This is a genomic window from Rhodanobacter sp. FW106-PBR-R2A-1-15 (assembly GCF_058789735.1).
In genome coordinates this window covers 185,693-205,573 of the sequence record NZ_JBYTEM010000002.1, presented here as the reverse complement: position 1 = coordinate 205,573, position 19,881 = coordinate 185,693, and the positions used below count along the sequence as shown (strand labels likewise).

The window sequence follows — 19,881 nt, the reverse complement described above, 5'->3', positions numbered from 1 at the left end:
CCTATCGTGCCGGCATGAAGCCGACCCGCATCGCCGCCTGGACCATCGCACTGCTGCTGCACAGCTGTCTGGTGATCTACGCCACTCTCCCGGTGCGCCTCTCGCCACCGCGGGTCGAACCGCCGGCCGCGCGCACCGATGTGCTGATCGTCTCGATCATCCACCACAACCCCACGCTCGCCCAGGACCCCAAGCCGCCGGCCACAGCGCCGTCGGTGGTGCGCCATGTCGAGGCCCCGCGCGTGCCGGCGCCGACGCCGGCGACGCCGGTCCAGCCGCGGGCAGTGCGCGTGGCCGCGCGACCGCAGGACCTGGTCAGCGCGCCCCTGAAGCGGCCAGACGTTCCGCCGCGGGAGATCGCCTCCTACCGTGTCACCGACATGCCCCAGTACCCCCTCAGTGCATACGACGAGGGTGCCGAGGGCTGGGTCGTACTCATCGTGCTGGTCGGTCCTGATGGCCACCCTGAGGGCATCAGCGTCTCGCGCAGTGTTTCCCCGCAGATCGACGAGGCGGCGATCGCCGCGGTCTCACGATGGAAGTTCGAGCCGGGGCTGCTGCGTGGCCGGGCGGTACCGTCGTGGATCTCCGTACCGATCGGATTCTTCCGCGGACGCCTGTCGCGCGGGTCTGTCGAGAGTCGCGATTCCTGAGACAAGCCGCGCCAACTTTGTCCGCAAAGCCTGCGTGATCTTCTGGGCCCATCACCCGCCCCCAGGAGATCTGCGTGCCCACTGAGCGATTTGCACCCTACAGCGCCACCAACATCCGCTACATGTCGCGCGCCAAGCGTCCCGGTCTGGCCGCCGACATCGTCCGCGACGGACAGGTCGTCGCGCATATCGTCATCCCCGACGACGAGCCAGGCGTCGAGCACGACTTCACGACCGTCGCGGCCAGCTACTACTTCGACCGCCACCTGGCAAGTCTGCCGGCGACATTCTTCGATGAGACGCTCATGGACGACGACACCGTGCGTGCGTGCTTTCTGATCGACCTGGTGGACGCCACCCTCGACGAAAGCATGGACGATGTGCGCCGGCGCTGGGTCTCCCCCAAGCACCGCGGCCGGATGTAACCAGAAAACGACGGCCCCCAAAGGCACCCATTTGCCCCTGGAACGTCCGTCCGAGCACCTAAAGTGCGGTCCTACGACGACACCGGGAGCGAGGAGAGGAGGATGAACGCCAAGACCAGGAGCACGCTAGCCATGGCGATCGGCCTTTTAGGCGCGGCGGTGACTGCGCACGTGCATGCCGACGGTGGCGCGATTCGGACGATTTCGCTCGGCGAGCCCGCGGCGGCGGCCCAAGGTGCCGGCAGGCTCGAGCCAGTGGTGGTCCGGGTGGCCAAGCCGGCCAAGAGTCCTCGCTCGAACTCGTCCCGCGCGCTCCCGGAGGACGATCCCCACGTCCGCGAGTGCGTGGCCAAAGCCACGGCCGCATTCGACATCGAACCGATGCCGCTGTACCTGATCCTGGACGTCGAGGGTGGCGAGGTGGGCAAGAACTCTCGGCCCAACCGCAACGGCACCTATGACATCGGTAAAGCTCAGATCAACTCCAGTCACCTGCGAAACCTGGCCGCCCGCGGCATCTCCGAGGATCTCCTGCGCGACGATCTGTGCGTGAACATTCTCGTGCAGGGCTGGCTTTACAAGGACGGCCTCCTGCGCAGCAAGTCGCCGGCCAAGGCCATCGCCCTTTACCATTCGCCCAACCCGGCAATGCAGCGCATCTACCTGGAAAAGATCGACCAGGCGATTGCCCGACGCGTATCGCGTCTGGCCGCGACCCCCTGAAGGAAGAACCGTGTACTCCAACCACCAGATACTGGCCCACCTGCGGGTCATTCACACCAACATTCCGCGCCTGCTGTCAGTCACCACCGACATCACGGGCGATATTACCAAGCGCTCCCAGAACACCCTGGTGCTCCAGCGCGTCTCTGGCAACAAGACCACTCGCGTGGACTTGACCCCCCACGTTCTGCACGAAGACCGCTCGATCGACCGCCTGGCCAAGGAGACCTCCCTGCCGCCGCGTGTCGCCAAGGAGGTCTACTGGGCCGGCCGCGAGCTCTTCAAACTCAACCCGCGCGGGTCCTGGTGCACGGCAGAGGGCGCGGCGTCGCGCAGCGCCGACGTGGCACCGGTGGGCGAGGCTCGCGAGGCCGCTCATGAGATGGTCGCCGACGCCCTGGATCGCTTGGGGGAGCTGCTGCCGACGGTGGACGTGATCTACGTCGACAGCGGAAACAAGAACGGGGCCGACGGCCGCGTGCGTACCTGGCTGTGGCTGCGCTTCGAGCGCGACGGGAAGGAGGTGGCCGCGATCAACAACGCCGCTATCGCAACGCACGTCGCCGACGGTCTACGCCCGCGACCGAGCGAGTACCTGCAGGCCAACCAGCTGCGCTTGGCCGCATGGGCACGGCAGCTCCAGATCACCGTCGACGATGCGCCAGAGGCGCTGCACCTCGCGAGCTTTGCAGCCGCACAGCTCGGCTACGACGCTATCCCGCTGCGCTGACGCGGCGAGCCATCATCGCACCACGCCAAAAGGGGACCGCAGGAGGCAGTCCCGTTCGAGATCCACCACGTGACCAAATCCGAACTTGCTCAACGGCTCCAGGCCGAAACCGGTCTCAGCCACGCCTCCGCGCTGGCCATCATCAACCATCTCGCCAGGATCGTCGCGACGCACGTGGCCAAAGGGGGCACGGTGCAGGTCGCCGGCTTCGGCCAGTTCCTTTCGAAGGATTGGCCGGGGCGCCAGGCGAAGAGCCCGCGCACCGGCAAGCCCGTGTGGCTGCCCAGCACGCGCATCCCCGTCTTCCGGCCCAGTGCGGGATTCAAGGCGGCCGTGCGCGACGCGCGTCCTCTAGGGGAGGCGGACGCACTCGCAGAGATCTGACCGATTTTTCGCGCCGAGCGCACGCGCCGATGCTTACTGGCATGACCCAGACCACGCCCATGCTTCCCCAGACGCGCGACCGCCCCATTGATCCCGATGTGCTTGCCCGCGCTCAGGCAGAAGGGTTCACCGACCTGCAGGCCCGCATCATCGCGGCCCGCATTCGTGCGCCGACGACGACGATCCGCGACCTGATCGCGCCCAGCGTGCGCATGATCGACAGTCCTGATCTCCTGCCTGACATCGACGTGGCCGCCAACGCTATCGCCGATGCGGTCATGGACCCGGCCATGCACCTGGCCGGAGTGTTCGACCATGACGCGGACGGCGCGGACGCGGGAGCGGTGTTCCTCCTGGCGCTGACCGAGTACTTCGGCGTGCCATCTGAACGGATCGTGCTCCTGCAGAGCCATCGCCAACGTGAGGGCTACGGCGTCTCCGACGCGTTCGTCGAGCGCATCGTCGAAGATCTGCCGCGGCCGTGCCTGATCGTGACGGGCGACCAGGGCAGTGGCGACGAGCCGCGCCTGGCCCGTCTCAAGGCGGCCGGATTCCTCGCGGTGGTCACCGATCACCATGGCGTTGAAGGGAAGGGCCCGCCCTCGGCGCTGGCCTGCGTCAATCCAGCCCGAGAAGACTCCCAGTTCGCCGACCCACTGATCGCCGGTGTGCACGTGATGTGGCTGACGATGTGCGCGGTACGCCAGCAACTCATGCGCCGCGGTCGGCTCCCTGCGGACGCCCCGACGCTGGCGCCGCTGCTCGCGTGGAGTGCCGTCGGCACCACCGCGGACGCGGTATCGCTCGCGCGATCGCACAACAACCGCGCAGTTATCCGCTACGGCCTGCGCCTCATCAACGCCTCAACCCGTGCGCCGTGGCAGGCGATGCGCAAGGTGATGAAGAAGGATGGCCCGTTCTGCACGAAGGACATCTCCCATGGCCTGGGGCCGCGCATCAACGCGCGTGGGCGCATGGCCGACCCGCTGGCTTCGCTGCAGTTTCTGACCACGACCGAGCAGGAGCAGGCCGATTACCTGGCCGCATTGCTCGAGAGCGAGAACGAGGCGCGCAAGGGCGTCGAGCGCACGATGACCGCCATCGCGATGGACATCGCCGCCGTTCAGGCGCAAGCGGGCATGCCGGGCCTGGTGATCTATTTGCCGGATGGCCACAGCGGCGTTCACGGCATCACGGCATCGCGGATCGTGGAGGCCTTTGGCCGGCCGACGTGCTGCCTGTCACCCAAGCAGGGCAAGCCCGGTGTCCTGACCGGGTCGCTGCGCACGGTACCGGGTGTCCATGTGCGCCAGGCGCTGGCGGCCGTGGCGCAGGCACATCCCGGCCTCCTGCTTTCCTACGGTGGGCACGCGGGAGCCGGTGGCACCGCGCTTGCCGAAACGGACCTGGTGCGCTTCCACGATGCCTTCTGCGAGGCGGTGGCGGCGCAGACCGATCCGTCGACGCTTCGACCGGTGACCTGGAGCGATGGGCCGCTGGGTCGTGCGCCTGACATGTCCGTGATCGAGGAGCTGGATGCGCTGGAGCCCTACGGCCGCGAGTTCGAGCCGGCGGCCTTCACCGATCGCTTCGTTGTCGAGCAGGTCAAAGCGGTGGGCGACGGCAGCCACCTCAAGTTGCAGCTGCGCAGTGCGTACGGAAGCCACCCGGGCATCTGGTTCCGTGCGATGACGCCGGGCGGCAGCGTGCCGGTGGGCGTTGGCGAGGAGTTGCTGGCCACCTACCAGCTGGCGGTGAACAGTTTTCGAGGGCGCACGACCGTGGACATCCAGGTCCAGGCGGCGCAAGTCATTCAGTGAAGAGGAGCAAAAGCATGCACGCACAGGATTCGAAGACGCCGGCGCTCGTCGTGGGCGTGGTTGTGGCCGGGATCGTCGCGCTGGCACTGCTCGTGCGCTACAACCGCCAAGGGCCGGCGCCCGCGCACGACGCCGCGGTCACCGCCTCCACGGTCGACGATCGACCGATTCCGGCCTCGCCCTGGTCGGGCGAAGCCGCTCCGGCGGGCACTGGCAGCCAGAGTGGGCTTGAGTACGTCTCGGACGCGACGGTGGGGCAGAGCGCCAGCGACATCGCGACCGCCACGGCAGCCGCGGTCGCGAGCCAAGTTGTAGGGGCCGCCGGCACGCAGGTCGGCGACGCGATGCACGCGATGCATATCGACGGCTCCTCCCTGGACGCCATGGTCGACTCGATCAACCAGATTACCGCCAGCCTGCCCGAGGATGATGCCAAGGCCTTTCAGAAGGCTGTGCGCGTGATGATGGTGGCTAGCCTCCCGATCGCGCAGCTTCGTGCCCAGAAGGTGGCCGTCGACAAGGTGCCGCCCGAGCAACTGATCGCCGGTGCGCAGAAGATCCTGGCCGGACGCACGCCGTTGGAAGTGCTCAAGATGGCGCAAGCGCGCATCAACGTCGAGCTGGCCAAGCGCGTCAGAGGCGATGCGCAGGCGCAGAGCCTGCCCGCGTCGGAGGTCCAACTCGCGCGGTAGGCGAGGGCCTACCGTTTACGGGGGCGGTGGGCAGTACGCTCGCCGCTGGATGGAAGTGCCGGCACGGTAGCGCCGGTAACCGCCAGGGACGCGATCGGAGCCGATCCCGATGCCGGCGCCGGCGCCGGCAGCATGCGGGCGGTGCGGAGAGTCGTCACGGACGTGCCTTCCGGCACGATGGCCAGCACGGGCAGGCCGTGCGGTACCGGCCGGGTGATGGCCATGGCAGAGGCGCCGGGCGAGGCCACGCCGGCGAAGGCCATCAGCGCAAGGTTGTAGCCCTGCATGGCCGCCTCCACGCTCTTGCGCGCCTGATCCACGGTTTGGAGCGTCGGCGTCAACCAGTCACTTTCATTGGCCTCCGGATTCGACTGCTGGCTCATGTCCATCGTGCGACCGACGAAGCGGGCCACCAGCTGCAGGGCGGCGACGTGCTGAGCCCGGGAAGTGAGAGCGCCCTCTGCGATCACCCGCGCCATCTGGTCGACCGGCGTGGAGATCTCGTCCAGGCGCTCTTCCCAGTTACGGAACTCGTCCTCGCACAGTCCCTCGCGCGAAAGCTTGGCGGCCTTCCGGTAGAAGGCCACCAGGTGCGCCAGCCGGAGCCAGGCGATTGAGGGCACCGCGTCGCGGATGTGAGTGTCCAAGTCGTGCGCCATGACGCGAAAGACCTCGTCCAGCGCGGCCATGGCCGTGTGGCGTGGGTCGGTGATCCGGACCTTCTGCACGCTCGCCGGCAGCGACTCAAGCGCGACTTGGCGAAATGGGACGGTAGGAATGAAGGTCGTCTCGTGGCGGGCCACCGCGAGCGTCAGCCCTGGGGGCCATTCGGAGGGGTCGCGGGGAGTACTCGACGCCCAGACGGCCACCGGAAGCCCATTGTCGCCGTCGATGCTGATCGCATTGGGCGGCCCCATGGCATCCATGGCGTCGTACTCGGCCGATGAAACGCACGAACGCATCAGGAACGCCCGCCACTGGGCATCGGCCTGCTCCAGCAGCGCGTCTATTTCGCCGGAGAGTCGCTGGGCCAGCTCCTTGTTGGCGTCATACGAGGTCAGGATCTCGCTCAGCTGGGTCGCGTGCGCCAGATGGGCCGCCGTCAGCGCCAACGCGTGAGCCTCGGCCGGGTTGGGTACCGGCAGGCGAATCTCGAACGATTGATCGGCCGGCTTGGCGCGAAGGTGGTTGGATCGGGACATGCGTTCGGCTCTCAAAGGTGTCCGTCGGTAACGAACACAGGATGACCCAGGCACCAGTCCTTTGGTCCGGAAAAGACAGGCTCATTTCAGCATGATTCGGAGATTCCTGCGGAGCCTCCATGCGTACGCTACGCGTAAACCACTGGAGCGAAGCGCATGGCCAAGACCAAAAAACCACAGAACCGAGGCCTTTTCCTGGCCGCCCTCCTGGCCGGCGGAGCTATCTTCGCCTTCATCGCGCACCAGCAGTGGGGCGGGGAGTCGGCCCCGGCCCCGGCCGACAACGCTGGCGTCGTCGCGGCGGACGAGAAACTTCTGGATCGCTTCGAAGGCACCAACGCGGCCGGCCGCGCCTTCAACAGCATCGTACAGCCCGCCCCGACCCAGCCACGTCCGGTCAGCCAGGCGCGGCCGCCCCAGACACCCGAGGACTTCACCAATGAGCGCACCCGCGCCAATGCTGCGCGCGGCGCCATCGTCGGGCTGCCGGCGGTCGTGTCGGCCAACAGCTTTGTGCTGAACGGGCGCCAAGTCGTGCTGTGGGGCATCGCGGTGCCTGACGCCCGGGTGCCGTGCCGGACCGGCTCGGTCGATTGGTACTGTGGGGAGCAGAGCTTGACCGCCCTTCGACGCGCTCTAGGCCGCAACGAGGTGGCGTGTTTCGACAAAGGGACCGATCATCTAGGCCGCATGGTCGGCAAATGCGTCGTCGGCCTGTTGGACCTGGGCGCGCAGCTGGTGGGTGATGGGTGGGCCATCGCCGACACCGAGGTCACCCGCGCTTACACCGCGGAAGAGTCGGATGCGAAGTTCAAGAAGCGGGGAATCTGGACCGGCACCTTCGACCGGCGCACGTTCGTCGGCGCCGGCGGCTAGTTGGATAGGCCGGAGTGGATGCAGCGCGCAAACAATCGGCGCTGACTGGGCGCCGCAACGAGGTCGAACCTCCGGCTGATGCGGTGAGTCGGGAAGGGCGACCGTGGTTTTATGGCAGACTGCGGCACCTCAGCACAGGAAGGAAACAGGGAATGCGCAAGGAAATTACACTGGGGTTGGCCTTGATTTTGGTTGGATGTGGCAAGACTCCGAATCATCAAGGCCAAACCATGGAGGCACCGGCGACCGGCGCGACTGCGGCCACTGCCAAAGTGGTCCCCGACATCAAGGGCCTGAAATTAGGGGACAGCCAGGCAGCCATATCGGCGAAGTACCCCGACGCGCAATGCCATCCTGAGAAGACGGGTGTCCTTTGCCAAGTCAACGGACAGGGCTACGGCGGCTCAGAGTCAGGCATCCTCCAGATCGCTCTAGAGGACGATCACGCAGTCATGATCGGCGCGAGTGCTCTGCAGGGCGACAAGCTCAACCTCATCGTAAGCGCCATGACCACCAAGTTCGGCGCGCCGGACGATGATGCCCACCGACCGTCTGGGGCGAGCGCGTCTGAGGTTACCTGGACGGGTGACCACTGGTTGCTTGTGGCATCACCTCACGACGCGGGGTCATCGTTCGCTGCTGTGAGTCTTGTGGATGCCGATTGGATGCGGGCGAAGCTCAAGGCCTCCGTTTCAAATGCGGCCAAAGACCTCTGATACGCGGCGATTCAATTCGGTGTGCGCAGCAGGCCCGCGCCCGATCACTGCGCCTCCTGCTGGTCCAGCCACGCCTCGTAGGAGGTGACCTGGTCCAGCTTGAAGCGGGACAGATCCTCCAGCACACCGACTAGGTAGGTTCCCTCTGCGGTGCGCAGGGCCTCCACCGGGATCAGGTCGTAGTTGACCTCGCCGGCGAGAAACCCGCTCGCCCCCTCGCGGAATATCGGCACCCACTCTTCCGATTCCATTCGCGAGATGTCCTCGGCCGGCATGCCAGCCTGCTCGGCCGCCCGGATCAGGGCCAGCAGCGCTGTGGGCGTGTAGACCGCAATGAAGGCGCCCTGCGCCCATTCATCGAGGAACAGGATCCCGGTGGGGTTGCTGTGCACGTACATCTCACAGGGCTCCCACGGCAGAAGGCCGACGATGGCCCCGAACGCCCGGGCATCCCAGAGGAACCCGAAGTCCTCACGCGACAGGGACTGGGCGACTGCGGCGAACCTACGGGAGAAGTAGCGCCATTGGAGCTGGTCGATGACCAGCGAGAGGTCGTCGATGGCGCTGGCCGACGATTTTTCGATGTAGTGGTCGATCAGGCCTTCGTTGAAGGCGCGGATGACCGTTTCCTTGTTCGCCTGGCCGGTGAGGAGAACCCGTCCGACGTGGCCCTCGGCACAGGACGTCAGGAACTCCAGCCCGGTCATTTCCGGCATCGCGTAGTCGGCCACGACGACGGTCGGGATGGTGAAGCGGCGTGGGTCGTACATGATCCGGTGGATCAGCGACACATTCAGCACCAGCTCGGCCTCGGTACCCTTTGCGCGCCGGCGCACCAGCAAGCTCAGATCCCCGGGGGCACCCTCGATCGCGGCGATCTGGTCCAGCGCCTCGCCCGCGGAGGAAAAACTCTCCAGCGCGACGTCCAGATGTGGGCGCATGACCTTCAGGTAGGTCTCGTTATCGTCAATGTGCAGGACGCGTGTCGGGAAAAAGAACGGCGGAACCGTCGCGGGGATATTACGCAGCACTGGTAGCGTCCTCGGGAAGGATGGGAAAGGTGATGGTGAAGCGGGTGTAGATGCCTTCTCGGGAGCTGCAGGAGATCGTACCGCCCATCCGGCGCACGACATCTTGGCAGTAGGCCAGCCCGATGCCCAGCGCCGTATCGGGCCGCCCCCTACCCGAGACGTAGCGCTCGAACACCAGCGGCACGGTACCTGACGGGATGCCAGTACCGCTGTCGAAGACGATGATCTGCCCGCGGCCATCGCCCGTGCGGTCGACCTGCACGTAGATCATCGCGTCGCTCTTCTTGGCCGTGTAGTGGATCGCGTTCTTGATCAGATTGAAGATGACGTTGGTGAGCGCGGGCGGCCAGCCGAGGAAGGTGAAGTTTTGCTTGACGGTCACCATGACCCGCTCCCGCTCCCAGGTGGATCCGTAGGGGTAGCGCTCTGCCGCGGCTGAGATCGTGGCACCGGCGTCAACGCGCCCCATGGCTTGCTGATTCGTCACCTGCACGGCTGCCAGGAGCATCTCGATCGTCACCTGCGCATGCTCGGCCTCGGAGGTTACGGTGTTCGCCAGGTCGCGCACCACCGCCAAGGACCGCGCACGCATGCGAGGCTTGATGAGTCCGGCGGCGATGGCGGCGTCGTAGCCGGCGAGCAGTTCAGGGAAGTGGCGTTCAAGGCCACGGGCGGCCAGGTGGATGGACGCAAGCGGGGTGCGTAGCTCGTGGGAGATGGTGGCTGTCACCGACTTCAGACTCTCCGATCGCACGCGCCAGGCGATCACGCGGCTCAGGTCGCAGATAACCGCGCCGGCGCCGGCAAACACCCACACGGCGATGATCGGGCCGAGCGTGTGGTACGGGATCTCCGGATAGTGGAAGACCAAATCCAGGAGCAGGCCCAGTCCGCAGCCGACAAACACCGAGGTCAGGCTGGCACGCACATCGAACAGCATGAAGACGAGCATGACGCACGCCACCTGGTAGGCCAGCCACACGGCGGAGAGTCCGTTCATCAGCAGCATGTAGGTGCTGAACAGGGGGAGGCTCGCTGTGACGTAGATGAGCCAGTAGATGGACAGGTATCGGCGCCAACGGCTCGCAATGGCCGCTTCAAGCACGATCGGCAACCCAAGCACGGCGATGGCGGCGCGCAGCCAGGCGTTCTCGTAGGGCTGCGGGAAGAGCACGCCGAAGATCAGGTAGAACAGAGGCTGTGCCGCCACCGCCATGGCGCCCAGGAACGCCATGCGGTTCTCCGCGACCCGTGCGCCCTCGACGACGGACGTGCGCAGTCGAGCGACGCTGGCGCGGATGTTGGCTTGAACGTGGGCGCGAAGCCGTTGGGCAGGGGAACGCGTGGGCATGTGCAGGGACCAAGGCTTGCCGCCCATGATACCGCCCAAAGCCGGCACGACTTTGGAGCGGCCTGTTCGCTGGCAGCCTGTGGGCATGACCGAAACCGCACTGTCCTCCGCATCCTGGTACGCACCGCTCCGTGATCTGCGTAGCCTTGGTTCTAGCACCGCTCGCCCCGGCTCGTTGGCCGGCCTCCATTCTGCGCGCCAGGCGCACCTGTCCCAATTCTTCACGCCAGAGCCGGTAGCCGCCTTGATGTGGCGCATTGCGCAGCCAGCGATGGCCGACGCGCTGTCCAGGCGGCCCGGCGCGCGGGTGGCAATTCTGGATAACAGCGTCGGCACCGGCAGCCTGCTGCGCTTCGCTGACCCTGCCTTGCATGAACTGGGCGGGGCCGACATTCACCAGCCCAGCGTCGCGGCCCTGATGGCGGCGGCGGAAGCGGCCGGGTTTGAGCTGACCATGGAGGCGTTGGGCCTGCCCGAGCAACGCGCCAAGGGATGGGGCGTGGGGCTCATCAATCCGCCGTTCTCGATCCACCTTGAATCCCCTCTGCTGCAGGGAGGGTTCACCACGACCCATGGGAAGTTCGGCGCCGACACGAGCGCCGTCAGCCACGCCTATGCGCTGGAACGCGCGCTGGCCGCGTGCGCCGTGGTGGTGGCACTGCTGCCGACCACGTATGCGGCGAACCTGTCCGGCTCGGACCTCGATGATGGGCGCCTGCGTGCGTTGCTCCGCCTGCCGGCCGGATCGTTTCGCGAGGAGGGTACCGACGTCGACGTGAGCGTTGCCGTGTTCGGCGACGCGGTGGGCGATCGGCCGGTCATCCTGACGCTGCCGTCGCTGGACGCTGAGCTGCCGTCGATGGCGCTGTCGTGCCCCAACACCTCCGAGGTTCGCCCGACGCTTCGGTCCGCCGCGGTGCACAGCTCGGCGCCCGCGATCACCACGCCGGTCACGGGCGACCGACGGGTGTGGATCTCCCACAGCGGTCGCAAGCTCCACCTGCGTTTTGCCTGCGGCTTCACCCATGCGCGGGTCATGAACGCGCTTCTCCGCAAGAAGCTCCCGCCCCGTCTGCCCGAGGAAGGCCGGTACCCCCGCGGCGTGCGCTTCACCGGGCAGGGCCAGCTTGACCTCGAGCTCTATCTGGCCCAGGACAACCCACTCGCGGCGTGGGATCGGTTCCTAAACGTCCTTTGCGACGCCGGCGCCCGTCCGCTGCCCGACCCGGGCATCGTGGGCTACCTGCGTCGGCGCATGCGCCGGGATGCGCGTGCGCGCTCGCCTCTTGGCCGTATGGCGCTGGTGGAGGGCGTCGCCTTGAATGGGCCGCTGCGTGCAACAGCGCGCAAGGCGATCCAGTGCAATCCGCTGCGCTGGGGTTCGGGCGTCTTCGCCCAAGGCGCATGCGTGGAGTTCACCGCCGAGGGCGGCACCTATCGCGCGACACACCCCACGACAGGCGAAGTTCTAGTGCTCGATGCGCCTGCCTTCGCCGCCGCGTTCGAGGCGGAGCACGCCGGCGGCCGCGCGTGGACGGAAGTCCATCCGAGCCGTGAGAAGGTGTTTCCCGCCGTGGCCAAGGCGATCCGCGCGCGTCTGGCGACGACTGGGGCCGACCGGGTGGCGAGCTGGTCCTACCAGCTGGGGGACGTCGTCGAGCTGCTCATGGCGCGCGGCGGCATCGTCGGCTTTGAGATGGCACTGGGCAAGACGCGCACCGCGATCGCCCTGTGCCTGGCCGGCGGGCGGCACAACCTGATCTGCGTCGAGGCGCACTTGGTTGGCGAGCTGCTGACCGAGCTGCACGAGGTCGGCGTCCCGGCCGAGGACTTTCAGGTCATCCTGTCCGCTGACGACTGCGCCGCCCTGCGCCGAATCAACATCATCGCGTACAGCCGCTTGCGCATGCCGGTGAACAAGGCGCACGCGCGCCGCACCTACGCGAGCCTGCTGCGCCGTCGTATCGCGACCATGGTGTGCGACGAGGCCCACCTGCTGCGTAACCCCGACTCCGCGCAGACGCGCGCCGTCCACGCAGTCAGCCCGCGCCGCCGCTACGGCATGACCGGTACGCCGTCCGCAAACCTGCCGCGCGACCTGCTGCCGCTGATCGAGTGGGCCGGCGGCGACGCGACCGCGGTTCAGCCCTACGGCCGTTTTCATCCTTTCATGGAGCCAGTCCTGCTATCGAGCATGCTGCCGGCGCGCCGCGGCGTAGATATCTTCCGCGAGCGCCACGTGGTCACCGAATGGGTCACGAATGAGTTTGCGGAAGATCTCCGCTCGGGCGCCAAGCGAGAGGTCCCCAAGGTCGAAGGCCTGGCCGATCTGCGCGCATGGGTAGCGCCGTTCATCAAGCGCCGCGTGGCCCAGGAGCCCGAGGTTGCGCGCTACGTGCGCACGCCGCCGCACGAAGTCGTGCACCACGTCGTGCCGTGGGACACGGAGCACCTGGCCTACTGGCTGACCGTGGCGGACGAGTTCACCGACTGGTACCGGACGGCGCGTGCCGACGCCGCGCACAACGGGAAGCAACTCAACCTCGTCGCCCTGCTCGCGCGCATCGGCGCACTGCTCATGGCGGGCAATTACCCGCAGCACGGTGTCGAAGGGTTCGGCCCCTACGGTCGCCTGACCAGCAAGCAGCGATACGCGATCGAGCGGGCGGTCTATCACGTCCAGGACGGACACAAGACGATTGTCTATGTGGAGAACCCCGGCCTGGCCGAGCTGCTGGCCAGGCATATCAACGACGCCGGCGTGCCGGCCATGCCGTTCCACGGAAAGATTTCGATCGCCGAGCGCAACCGGGCACTGGGTGATGATTTCCGGCGCGGCGACATCGCGTGCATGGTGGCAACGCTGGGCGTCGTCCAGACGGGTCTCAACATCCCCGAAGCCTCGCGCGGCATCTTCGCGGCGCGCTCTTGGACCACTAAGACCGAGCAGCAGGCCCGCTACCGCATGCTGCGCCCGCAGCAGACGCGCCACGCCCTGTTCGAAACGTTGGAGCTGCCCGGGAGCCTCGACACCTATCAAGCGATGATGCTCGACTTCAAGGCAGACGCGACGGGCGCGGTGGTGGACTTCCTGGCCCCGCAGAAGGGAGACGAGGAGTTTGCCCACCTGGACACCATCATCGAGCGCTTTGTGCAAGGCCTGTCTGCAATGCGCGGGCAGACCTCCCATGAATTCCGCCAGAGGTTGAAGCATGCAGCATGAAGTCGTCGGATCGGTACGCATTGGCCCGGAATGGGTCTCCATCAAGCGCCGCGGCACGTCCGGAGTCGACACGGCCCGCATCCTCGGGCGCACGGGTGAAGGCGATGACCTGGTGATCTACCTCGACCGCGTCCTGCACCGACAGGACGGCGAGGTCTACGGCGACGGGTGGCAGGCGCGCGGCGCGCTCGTCACGGAGCTGTACCGGGGCGATTAAAACGTGCCGCAAGTTTGGATCGCAGGGGCGCGTGAGACGGTGGAAAGGTCTCCACCACGAAGGTTCGCGCCATGTCCAACAATGCCTTTCAGACCCGCCTTGAGTGCATCAACGGCAGGAGCTACAAGTTCTACGAGATCACTCTTGAGCAGTCGGGCACGGCTGACGACTACAAGGTGTTCACCTGCTACGGCCGAATCGGGACATCGGGCGCAGCCTCGTGCAAGTTCGAACACCTGACACTCGCTCAGGCCGAGCACGAACGCGACAAGCTGGTACGGGAAAAGGAACGCAAGGGTTACCAGCTGATCCGCAGCGGCGCAACCCCCGCACCGAGCAGCGCCGTCGCACCTGTCGCGCCCGCCGCCCCGGCGCGCCCTCGGCTGGACGTTGACCTCCAGCTCGCCGCGCCCTCGGCCCTCGATCTGGACACCCTCATCGAAGGGCGCACCTACCTGATGCAGGAAAAGCACGATGGCGTGCGCGCGCTGCTCTCGGGCGTGTCCGGCGTGGCGATCCTGCGCAACAAGCGCGGCCGTTTGCTGGACGTGCCCGCCGGCGTCGCCGCCTTTGCCGAAGCGGCGCTGACGGGCAACGGGGAAACGATCCTCGACGCCGAGCTGGTTGGCGATCGTCTTTTCATCTTCGATCTCCTGATGCTCAACGGCGAGGACATGCGCGGCGAGGGCTTCCGCCGTCGCTACGCGACCCTTGAAGGGTTGGTGCTGCCGCACGCCGAACACGTCACGCTCAGCCCGGCGTTCTCCTTTCCGACCTCCAAGCGCGCCAACCACGATGCGCTGCTCGCCGCCGGCGCGGAGGGCGTGGTGTTCAAGTGCGGATCGGCTCCCTACACCGGCGGGCGCAGCGCCGGCGACGGTGACTGCCTCAAGGTGAAGTTCGTCGAGTCCGCCACGGTGCGCGTGAAAGCGCCGCACGCCACCAAGCGCAGCGTCGCCATCGAAATGCTCGACGGTGAGTCCTGGGTGGACGTCGGCAACGTGGCGATCCCGGTGAACCGAAGCATCCCGGCGGCGGGCGCACTTTGCGAGTGCGTGTATCTATACGCGTACAGGGGAGGCTCGCTGTACCAGCCGGTCTACAAAGGCGAGCGTGACGACGTCTCCGAAGCGGACTGCGGTATCGGCCAGTTGAAGTTCAAGGCCGAGGCCCGCCTCGCGGCCTGATCGTTTCTATCCGCATCTTCGGGGCGCGGTGAGCCGCGCTCCAATGGATGCACCTTCCACGGAGAACGCCATGAGCTTCTTGAACGCCCTGAAACCCGTCCTGCGCGGCCAATCGGCCGTGACCGTCCGACTGACCGCAACCGAGGATGGCGGTTTCCGCCTGCTGGTGACGCCGAGCCTGCAAGGCATCAAGGCCGACACCGACGATGTGGAGCTGGCCCACCTGCAAGCGCTCCTTGCCGCGCCCTTTACCCTCGCGCTACCTGCTGGCGCCGACCTCGATCAGGCGCTCGCCGACGCGGTGGCGCAGTTCCAAGCGCTGCGCGAGCCGAAGCTCAACGAGCTGGAGGCGCTGCGTGCCCGCATGGCGGCAGCCGATGCCGATGCCAAGAAGCGTGCAGAGGAAGCCAAGGAAGCGGCCAAGGCCAAGGCTGCCAAGGCCAAGACGACGCCGACCAAGGTGGCCGGTAAGCCGCAGCCGGCGCCGCCGCCGACGGGCGACATGTTTGGCGCGCCCGCCGATGCGTCGCAGCCGCCCGCCACCGAGGCCACCAGCGCAGCGGCCTCCACCGGCCAGATCGAAGCCACCGAGGATGCGGGCACCGAGGAGGAAGAGGCATGAGCGGGGTGGCCACGATTACCCGCGTGCAGCGGCGGTTCCGCTTCGGCGCGACGGTGCTGGAGGACATTGACCCGAGCCTGTCGCCGTCGGAAGTCCTCGCCCTGTACGTCCCGAGTTACGCCTTCCTCGCGCAAGCCACGCTCGGCGAGCCGGCCAACGAGGGCGATTACCTCGTCTACCCGGTCCTCAAGCCCGCCGTGCACACAAAGGGCGCCTCGCGCACCTCGCGCGCCCAGCGGGCAGCAGCGGAGAAGGCCATCGAGGGTATCCGGCAGTGGGCCGGTACCAACGAGGACGTGTCCACCTCCGACCGCTGGAAGGCAGTGTTCGAGGTAACGCGGCAAGCCGCCACACGCGCGCCGGCTGCTGTCGATTCCGCCTACCTGCCGATGGTCTGACAATGACGCTCTGGTCGCCCCCACGCATCAGCAAGTCCGCGCTCACAGTCACGCGCACCGCGTGCGCCCCGCTCGCCAACGGGCTGGGAACCACGGCGCGCGGCGCGGCGGCGCGGCGGGTGATCCACGGCCTGCGTGCCGGCCGCGTCACGCCCGGTCAGGTCGAACAGGCGCTGGCAAGCGGGGAGGGCGGAGTGCTGGCCTTGCTCGCCGCCTGCGCCACGCTGCCGCAGGCGCCCACTATTGCGGGCGTGGCGCTGGCGAGTGTCACCACGCGCAGCCTTTTGTCGCGTTCGACCATGGAAGGGCTGCTGGTATGGTGCCGCGCGCTGGTGTCCGAGGGCTGCCTGTCGGCCGGCGAACTCGATGCGCTCAACGCGAGCCGGAACGCCCCCGACCTGCTACGAGTAGTGGTCACCGGCTGGAACCGCTTGGTGGACGCTGTGGTGGACAGCATGGGGTTGTCGGCGCCCGAGTCGGCGCGCTGCGCCTACACGCTCGCGCCGGCTTCGGTGATGCGCGCCATTGAGGAGGCGTCCAGCCAGCTCTATGGCATCGACCAGTTGTTCGACGAGGGCAAGGACCGCGATGGCGTGGTCGCCATCACGGACGGTTGGCCCTGCGTCGATCTGATCGCCGATCCGGCGACCGAGCCGGCGTTCTATGCGGCGCTCTGCCATGCGTGGGATCAGGTCTCGGCCAAGTCGCTCCTGCTGGTGGCCAGTGGCGACTCCGATCATTACATGGGCGGGATGCTCACTGAGACGCTGGAAGACCTGGGTCGCACGGCGACCTGGGAAGGCGACGTGCCGCACTTCGAGCCCGAGGCGCTCGAAAGCGCGATGGACGAGGTTGGCTGGTTTCCTCCCGAGGAGTTCGCCGACGTGGCGGTGACCTTCCTGCGCCACAGCAAGCATGACCGGGCGGCGCGTGCGATGGATGCAGGCGCGCGGGACGCGGCATTGGTTGGCGACGCGGCCAAGCAAGCGCTTCTGGCGCACCTGCACGCCATCGTCGGTGCGCTGCCGAACCAGCCGCGTTCGTCGGCCCGGCGTCGCCGCCGCGCCACGCGGGACGTCTTGTATTCCAGCGAAGGACAGGCGCAATTCTGCGCGCTCGTCTCGCGCCACGCCGGCATGGCGGAGATGTACGAGGAGCAGTTGGGCCAGGAATCGAGCGAAAGCGCCCTGTTCATCGCTGCCGCCGACGCGCAAGACCCGGCGCAACTTCTGGCCGTGGCGAAGGAAGGGATCATGCAGGTCGCAGCGGCGTCCGCCGCGCTGTCCTACATTCAGGAGTACAACGATGCCGCGTCCTCTCGTTGACACTGTGACCGACGCCTCCTTGGGGAGCGCCGGCCAGATTCGCACCAGCTTCGCGTTGCTGTTCCATTGCCGCGCAAACTCCAACAGCCTCGAAGTGGTCACGGCCCATCGCGTCGATACCATCAAGGGCGCGCCGGTGATCGGCGCCGGTCGGCCCATCACGCCGGAGGACGAGCGCAAGGTGCAGGGTCTGCTGCTGTCGCGCCGGGAAGACCCGGCGCCCATGCAGGTGTTCCCCGAGCATCTTCTGTTCTGCGATGCCACGCGCCTGGTCTGGTGGCGACCCTCGCAGGTGCGCCCGATGCACCTGCGCGACACCGAAGGCAAGCCCTCCGTCATCGTCACGCGCTGGCCGAACCTGATCTTCCACGTCACCGACCGCAGCCTGTCGGTCGCCTCGTTCGAGGGCGAGGGCAGGCCCGATGCCACCACGCGCCTGCTCCAATCGACCCTGCCCAACATCTACAGCGATACGTCGGTGTGCACTGGCAATGCCACGCTGCCGATTGGGCCTGCGGTCGAGGAAATTCCACAGTGGGAGTCCGTGATCTTCGATACGGCGTTCACGCACTCCAACAACTCCGCTGCGCTTCGCCGTGGCCGCGCCAAAGACCCGATGGACGTCGAGGACTTCTGGCGCGCGCGGGCTGGCGTGGTCGATGGCTTCCCCTACAAGCGCGCGGCTGATACCGGCGTCACGCTGGGCGAGTGGATCGCCGAAGGCGGTCGGGCATGAGCGCAGCCGTCGATCCGCGCGACGCAGTTTTGCAGGCGGCGTTCCCCACGGTGCCAGTACCGCGCTTCGGCGCGCTGCCTGACCTTCCTGTGGGCCGCAAACGCCTGCTCGTGGCCTCCGACGGCCTGTACCTGGAAGTGCGCAGCACCGCGCTCCATGCGCGCCTGCGGCTGGCGTCCGTGGACACGCCACACGGCGCGTGCCGCGAGTTCCTCGCCCCGGCGGGCGGTCGGCTGGATCGGAATTGGATCGGCAAGCTGGCCGAGCTGGCGCTGGCCGGTGGCGAAAGCGAAGTGGCCAGCGGAATCGTACTGGGCGAGGACGGCTGGCGCCTCCATCGTCCGCGGACACTCTCCTCGTCCGGCGCCCACGTCACCTACCGCGACGACTTCGAGGACGACGCGCTGCTGGTGGACATGCACAGCCACGGGGCGCTCGACGCGTTCTTTTCGTCCACCGACGACGCCGGTGACCTCGCCCGGCCCGGCCCGTATTTGGCGGTCGTTCTTGGGCGCTGCCAATCGCGTGAGAGCCTGTCGTGGGTGGTGCGTTTCGTCTGCGCGCCGTATCTGATTGCGCTCGACACCGAGCGCCTCACCGACTTGGGTTGCCTCTGATGGGTTCCTTCACTATTCCTGCCTCGTTGGTCGGCGGCACGCGCCGCCCCCGCGTGATGATCGTCGGCGTCGGCGGCACGGGAAGCCATTTCGCCGAGGCGTTCGCCCGGCTCCAGCACACCGTCATGGCGCTCGGGCATCCGGGCTTCGAGGTAACGCTCGCGGACGGTGACCGCGTGTCCAGATCGAACGTCGGACGCCAGCGGTTCTATGCCTCCGACATTGGCTTGCCGAAATCACTCTGCCTAGTGCACCGGATCAACATGGCCTTCGGATTCGACTGGGAGGCCAGCCACGGCTACTTCAAGCCCAAGAGCCTCGGTGACTTCCGCACCCCTGATCTTCTCGTGACGTGCACCGACAAGGCACTACTGCGCGCAGAGATTGGAAGCCACATGGGCCGGAAGGCGAGTGGGGCACTTTGGCTCGACTTCGGTAACGGTGCATCGCAGGGCCAGGTCTGCCTCGGACACCTCGGCAAGCCTGCCGATGGCCAGCGATTGCCCAATGTGTTCGACCTGTACCCGGAGCTGGCGCAGATGGAACGCGCCGACCGCGAGGAGCCTTCGTGCTCGATGGCCGAAGCGATCACGCGGCAGGAGTTTCCGATCAATCAGCAGGTGGCGCAACTCGGCATCGCACTCCTGTGGACGCTCCTGCGCAAGGGCGCGCTCGATCACCACGGCTACTTTGTGGAGACGACACCCTACGTCCAGACGCGACCCATGATGATCGACCCGGTGGCGTGGTCGTTCTACGGCTATGGCGCACCGAAGCCGGCGCGGCGCTCGCGCGCGAAAGCGGCGTGATCGCAGAGGGGAAAGCAAGGCAGGAATATGGACGGTTTCAGAAGGTGGTGGAACTTTCCGAAGCGAGAAGATGATCCACGCTAAATGCGAGTGTCGGATTGGCCCCCATGACCGACACCGAATCCAACCAACGAGAGGAAAAAT

The 19,881-nt window shown here is 67.0% G+C and carries 21 protein-coding genes; 18 read left to right on the top strand and 3 right to left on the bottom strand.

Annotated elements, in window-relative coordinates:
* Positions 1-14 precede the first annotated feature (14 nt).
* From AC3WTD_RS02125 to AC3WTD_RS02095, 7 genes are all read left to right on the top strand, one after another.
* Complete coding sequence (locus tag AC3WTD_RS02125) at positions 15-653, top strand: energy transducer TonB (RefSeq protein WP_235645405.1); 639 nt, start codon at positions 15-17, stop codon at positions 651-653.
* A gap of 74 nt (positions 654-727) precedes the next feature.
* A complete protein-coding gene (locus AC3WTD_RS02120; protein ID WP_235645406.1) occupies positions 728-1,078 on the top strand; it encodes a hypothetical protein in 351 nt (116 codons plus the stop codon).
* Positions 1,079-1,180: 102 nt separating this feature from the next.
* A complete protein-coding gene (locus tag AC3WTD_RS02115) occupies positions 1,181-1,801 on the top strand; it encodes a lytic transglycosylase domain-containing protein (protein WP_235645407.1) in 621 nt (206 codons plus the stop codon).
* A 10-nt stretch (positions 1,802-1,811) separates the two neighbouring features.
* Complete coding sequence (locus AC3WTD_RS02110; RefSeq protein WP_235645408.1) at positions 1,812-2,531, top strand: hypothetical protein; 720 nt, start codon at positions 1,812-1,814, stop codon at positions 2,529-2,531.
* Positions 2,532-2,600: 69 nt separating this feature from the next.
* Positions 2,601-2,915: an HU family DNA-binding protein gene (locus AC3WTD_RS02105; protein WP_235645409.1), complete on the top strand. Its 315-nt coding sequence runs from the start codon at positions 2,601-2,603 to the stop codon at positions 2,913-2,915.
* A 41-nt stretch (positions 2,916-2,956) separates the two neighbouring features.
* Positions 2,957-4,735, top strand: a complete 1,779-nt coding sequence (locus AC3WTD_RS02100; RefSeq protein ID WP_492612778.1) for a single-stranded-DNA-specific exonuclease RecJ — start codon at positions 2,957-2,959, stop codon at positions 4,733-4,735.
* Positions 4,736-4,749: 14 nt separating this feature from the next.
* Positions 4,750-5,427: a DUF6694 family lipoprotein gene (locus AC3WTD_RS02095; RefSeq protein WP_235645213.1), complete on the top strand. Its 678-nt coding sequence runs from the start codon at positions 4,750-4,752 to the stop codon at positions 5,425-5,427.
* Positions 5,428-5,435: 8 nt separating this feature from the next.
* Here AC3WTD_RS02095 and AC3WTD_RS02090 read toward each other — a convergent pair whose 3' ends face one another.
* A complete protein-coding gene (locus tag AC3WTD_RS02090; protein WP_235645215.1) occupies positions 5,436-6,629 on the bottom strand; it encodes a hypothetical protein in 1,194 nt (397 codons plus the stop codon).
* A gap of 156 nt (positions 6,630-6,785) precedes the next feature.
* Between AC3WTD_RS02090 and AC3WTD_RS02085 the strand changes: the two genes are divergently transcribed.
* Both AC3WTD_RS02085 and AC3WTD_RS02080 read left to right on the top strand, forming a co-directional pair.
* The gene (locus AC3WTD_RS02085; RefSeq protein ID WP_235645216.1) at positions 6,786-7,505 is read left to right on the top strand and encodes a thermonuclease family protein; all 720 of its coding nucleotides are present in this window, start codon (positions 6,786-6,788) and stop codon (positions 7,503-7,505) included.
* Positions 7,506-7,657: 152 nt separating this feature from the next.
* On the top strand, positions 7,658-8,221 hold the full coding sequence (locus tag AC3WTD_RS02080; protein ID WP_235645217.1) for a hypothetical protein: 564 nt from the start codon (positions 7,658-7,660) through the stop codon (positions 8,219-8,221).
* A 44-nt stretch (positions 8,222-8,265) separates the two neighbouring features.
* Here AC3WTD_RS02080 and AC3WTD_RS02075 read toward each other — a convergent pair whose 3' ends face one another.
* Positions 8,266-9,252, bottom strand: a complete 987-nt coding sequence (locus AC3WTD_RS02075; RefSeq protein WP_235645218.1) for a response regulator — start codon at positions 9,250-9,252, stop codon at positions 8,266-8,268.
* Positions 9,242-10,486: a sensor histidine kinase gene (locus AC3WTD_RS02070; protein ID WP_235645219.1), complete on the bottom strand. Its 1,245-nt coding sequence runs from the start codon at positions 10,484-10,486 to the stop codon at positions 9,242-9,244. The genes AC3WTD_RS02075 and AC3WTD_RS02070 overlap by 11 nt, the downstream gene beginning before the upstream one ends.
* A 388-nt stretch (positions 10,487-10,874) precedes the next feature.
* Between AC3WTD_RS02070 and AC3WTD_RS02065 the strand changes: the two genes are divergently transcribed.
* From AC3WTD_RS02065 to AC3WTD_RS02025, 9 genes are all read left to right on the top strand, one after another.
* The gene (locus AC3WTD_RS02065) at positions 10,875-13,826 is read left to right on the top strand and encodes an SNF2-related protein (protein WP_235645220.1); all 2,952 of its coding nucleotides are present in this window, start codon (positions 10,875-10,877) and stop codon (positions 13,824-13,826) included.
* Entirely contained in the window at positions 13,816-14,043 is a 228-nt protein-coding gene (locus tag AC3WTD_RS02060; protein WP_235645221.1) for a hypothetical protein, read from the top strand. The genes AC3WTD_RS02065 and AC3WTD_RS02060 overlap by 11 nt, the downstream gene beginning before the upstream one ends.
* Before the next feature lie 71 nt (positions 14,044-14,114).
* Positions 14,115-15,230 carry a WGR domain-containing protein gene (locus tag AC3WTD_RS02055; protein ID WP_235645222.1) on the top strand — a complete coding sequence of 372 codons (1,116 nt, stop codon included), beginning with the start codon at positions 14,115-14,117 and terminating at the stop codon, positions 15,228-15,230.
* 70 nt (positions 15,231-15,300) lie between these two features.
* Positions 15,301-15,852 (top strand): hypothetical protein, encoded by a 552-nt coding sequence (locus AC3WTD_RS02050; RefSeq protein ID WP_235645223.1) that lies wholly within the window; start codon positions 15,301-15,303, stop codon positions 15,850-15,852.
* A complete protein-coding gene (locus AC3WTD_RS02045) occupies positions 15,849-16,250 on the top strand; it encodes a PRTRC system protein C (protein ID WP_235645224.1) in 402 nt (133 codons plus the stop codon). Before AC3WTD_RS02050 ends, AC3WTD_RS02045 begins: the two co-directional genes overlap by 4 nt.
* Positions 16,251-16,252: 2 nt before the next feature.
* Positions 16,253-17,575: a hypothetical protein gene (locus AC3WTD_RS02040; RefSeq protein WP_235645225.1), complete on the top strand. Its 1,323-nt coding sequence runs from the start codon at positions 16,253-16,255 to the stop codon at positions 17,573-17,575.
* Positions 17,556-18,311, top strand: coding sequence for a PRTRC system protein B (locus AC3WTD_RS02035; protein WP_235645226.1), 756 nt, complete (start codon positions 17,556-17,558; stop codon positions 18,309-18,311). Before AC3WTD_RS02040 ends, AC3WTD_RS02035 begins: the two co-directional genes overlap by 20 nt.
* Positions 18,308-18,928: a PRTRC system protein A gene (locus AC3WTD_RS02030; protein ID WP_235645227.1), complete on the top strand. Its 621-nt coding sequence runs from the start codon at positions 18,308-18,310 to the stop codon at positions 18,926-18,928. Before AC3WTD_RS02035 ends, AC3WTD_RS02030 begins: the two co-directional genes overlap by 4 nt.
* The gene (locus AC3WTD_RS02025) at positions 18,928-19,737 is read left to right on the top strand and encodes a PRTRC system ThiF family protein (RefSeq protein WP_235645229.1); all 810 of its coding nucleotides are present in this window, start codon (positions 18,928-18,930) and stop codon (positions 19,735-19,737) included. Before AC3WTD_RS02030 ends, AC3WTD_RS02025 begins: the two co-directional genes overlap by 1 nt.
* Positions 19,738-19,881 lie beyond the last annotated feature (144 nt).

What these genes read in the sequence shown, in the direction of transcription:
- AC3WTD_RS02125 (WP_235645405.1), top strand. Translation starts at nt 15, where the DNA reads ATGAAGCCGACCCGCATCGCCGCCTGGACCATCGCACTGCTGCTGCAC.
- AC3WTD_RS02115 (WP_235645407.1), top strand. Translation starts at nt 1,181, where the DNA reads ATGAACGCCAAGACCAGGAGCACGCTAGCCATGGCGATCGGCCTTTTA.
- AC3WTD_RS02100 (WP_492612778.1), top strand. Translation starts at nt 2,957, where the DNA reads ATGACCCAGACCACGCCCATGCTTCCCCAGACGCGCGACCGCCCCATT.
- AC3WTD_RS02095 (WP_235645213.1), top strand. Translation starts at nt 4,750, where the DNA reads ATGCACGCACAGGATTCGAAGACGCCGGCGCTCGTCGTGGGCGTGGTT.
- AC3WTD_RS02090 (WP_235645215.1), bottom strand. Translation starts at nt 6,629, where the DNA reads ATGTCCCGATCCAACCACCTTCGCGCCAAGCCGGCCGATCAATCGTTC.
- AC3WTD_RS02085 (WP_235645216.1), top strand. Translation starts at nt 6,786, where the DNA reads ATGGCCAAGACCAAAAAACCACAGAACCGAGGCCTTTTCCTGGCCGCC.
- AC3WTD_RS02080 (WP_235645217.1), top strand. Translation starts at nt 7,658, where the DNA reads ATGCGCAAGGAAATTACACTGGGGTTGGCCTTGATTTTGGTTGGATGT.
- AC3WTD_RS02070 (WP_235645219.1), bottom strand. Translation starts at nt 10,486, where the DNA reads ATGGCGTTCCTGGGCGCCATGGCGGTGGCGGCACAGCCTCTGTTCTAC.
- AC3WTD_RS02065 (WP_235645220.1), top strand. Translation starts at nt 10,875, where the DNA reads ATGGCCGACGCGCTGTCCAGGCGGCCCGGCGCGCGGGTGGCAATTCTG.
- AC3WTD_RS02060 (WP_235645221.1), top strand. Translation starts at nt 13,816, where the DNA reads ATGCAGCATGAAGTCGTCGGATCGGTACGCATTGGCCCGGAATGGGTC.
- AC3WTD_RS02055 (WP_235645222.1), top strand. Translation starts at nt 14,115, where the DNA reads ATGTCCAACAATGCCTTTCAGACCCGCCTTGAGTGCATCAACGGCAGG.
- AC3WTD_RS02050 (WP_235645223.1), top strand. Translation starts at nt 15,301, where the DNA reads ATGAGCTTCTTGAACGCCCTGAAACCCGTCCTGCGCGGCCAATCGGCC.
- AC3WTD_RS02045 (WP_235645224.1), top strand. Translation starts at nt 15,849, where the DNA reads ATGAGCGGGGTGGCCACGATTACCCGCGTGCAGCGGCGGTTCCGCTTC.
- AC3WTD_RS02040 (WP_235645225.1), top strand. Translation starts at nt 16,253, where the DNA reads ATGACGCTCTGGTCGCCCCCACGCATCAGCAAGTCCGCGCTCACAGTC.
- AC3WTD_RS02035 (WP_235645226.1), top strand. Translation starts at nt 17,556, where the DNA reads ATGCCGCGTCCTCTCGTTGACACTGTGACCGACGCCTCCTTGGGGAGC.
- AC3WTD_RS02030 (WP_235645227.1), top strand. Translation starts at nt 18,308, where the DNA reads ATGAGCGCAGCCGTCGATCCGCGCGACGCAGTTTTGCAGGCGGCGTTC.
- AC3WTD_RS02025 (WP_235645229.1), top strand. Translation starts at nt 18,928, where the DNA reads ATGGGTTCCTTCACTATTCCTGCCTCGTTGGTCGGCGGCACGCGCCGC.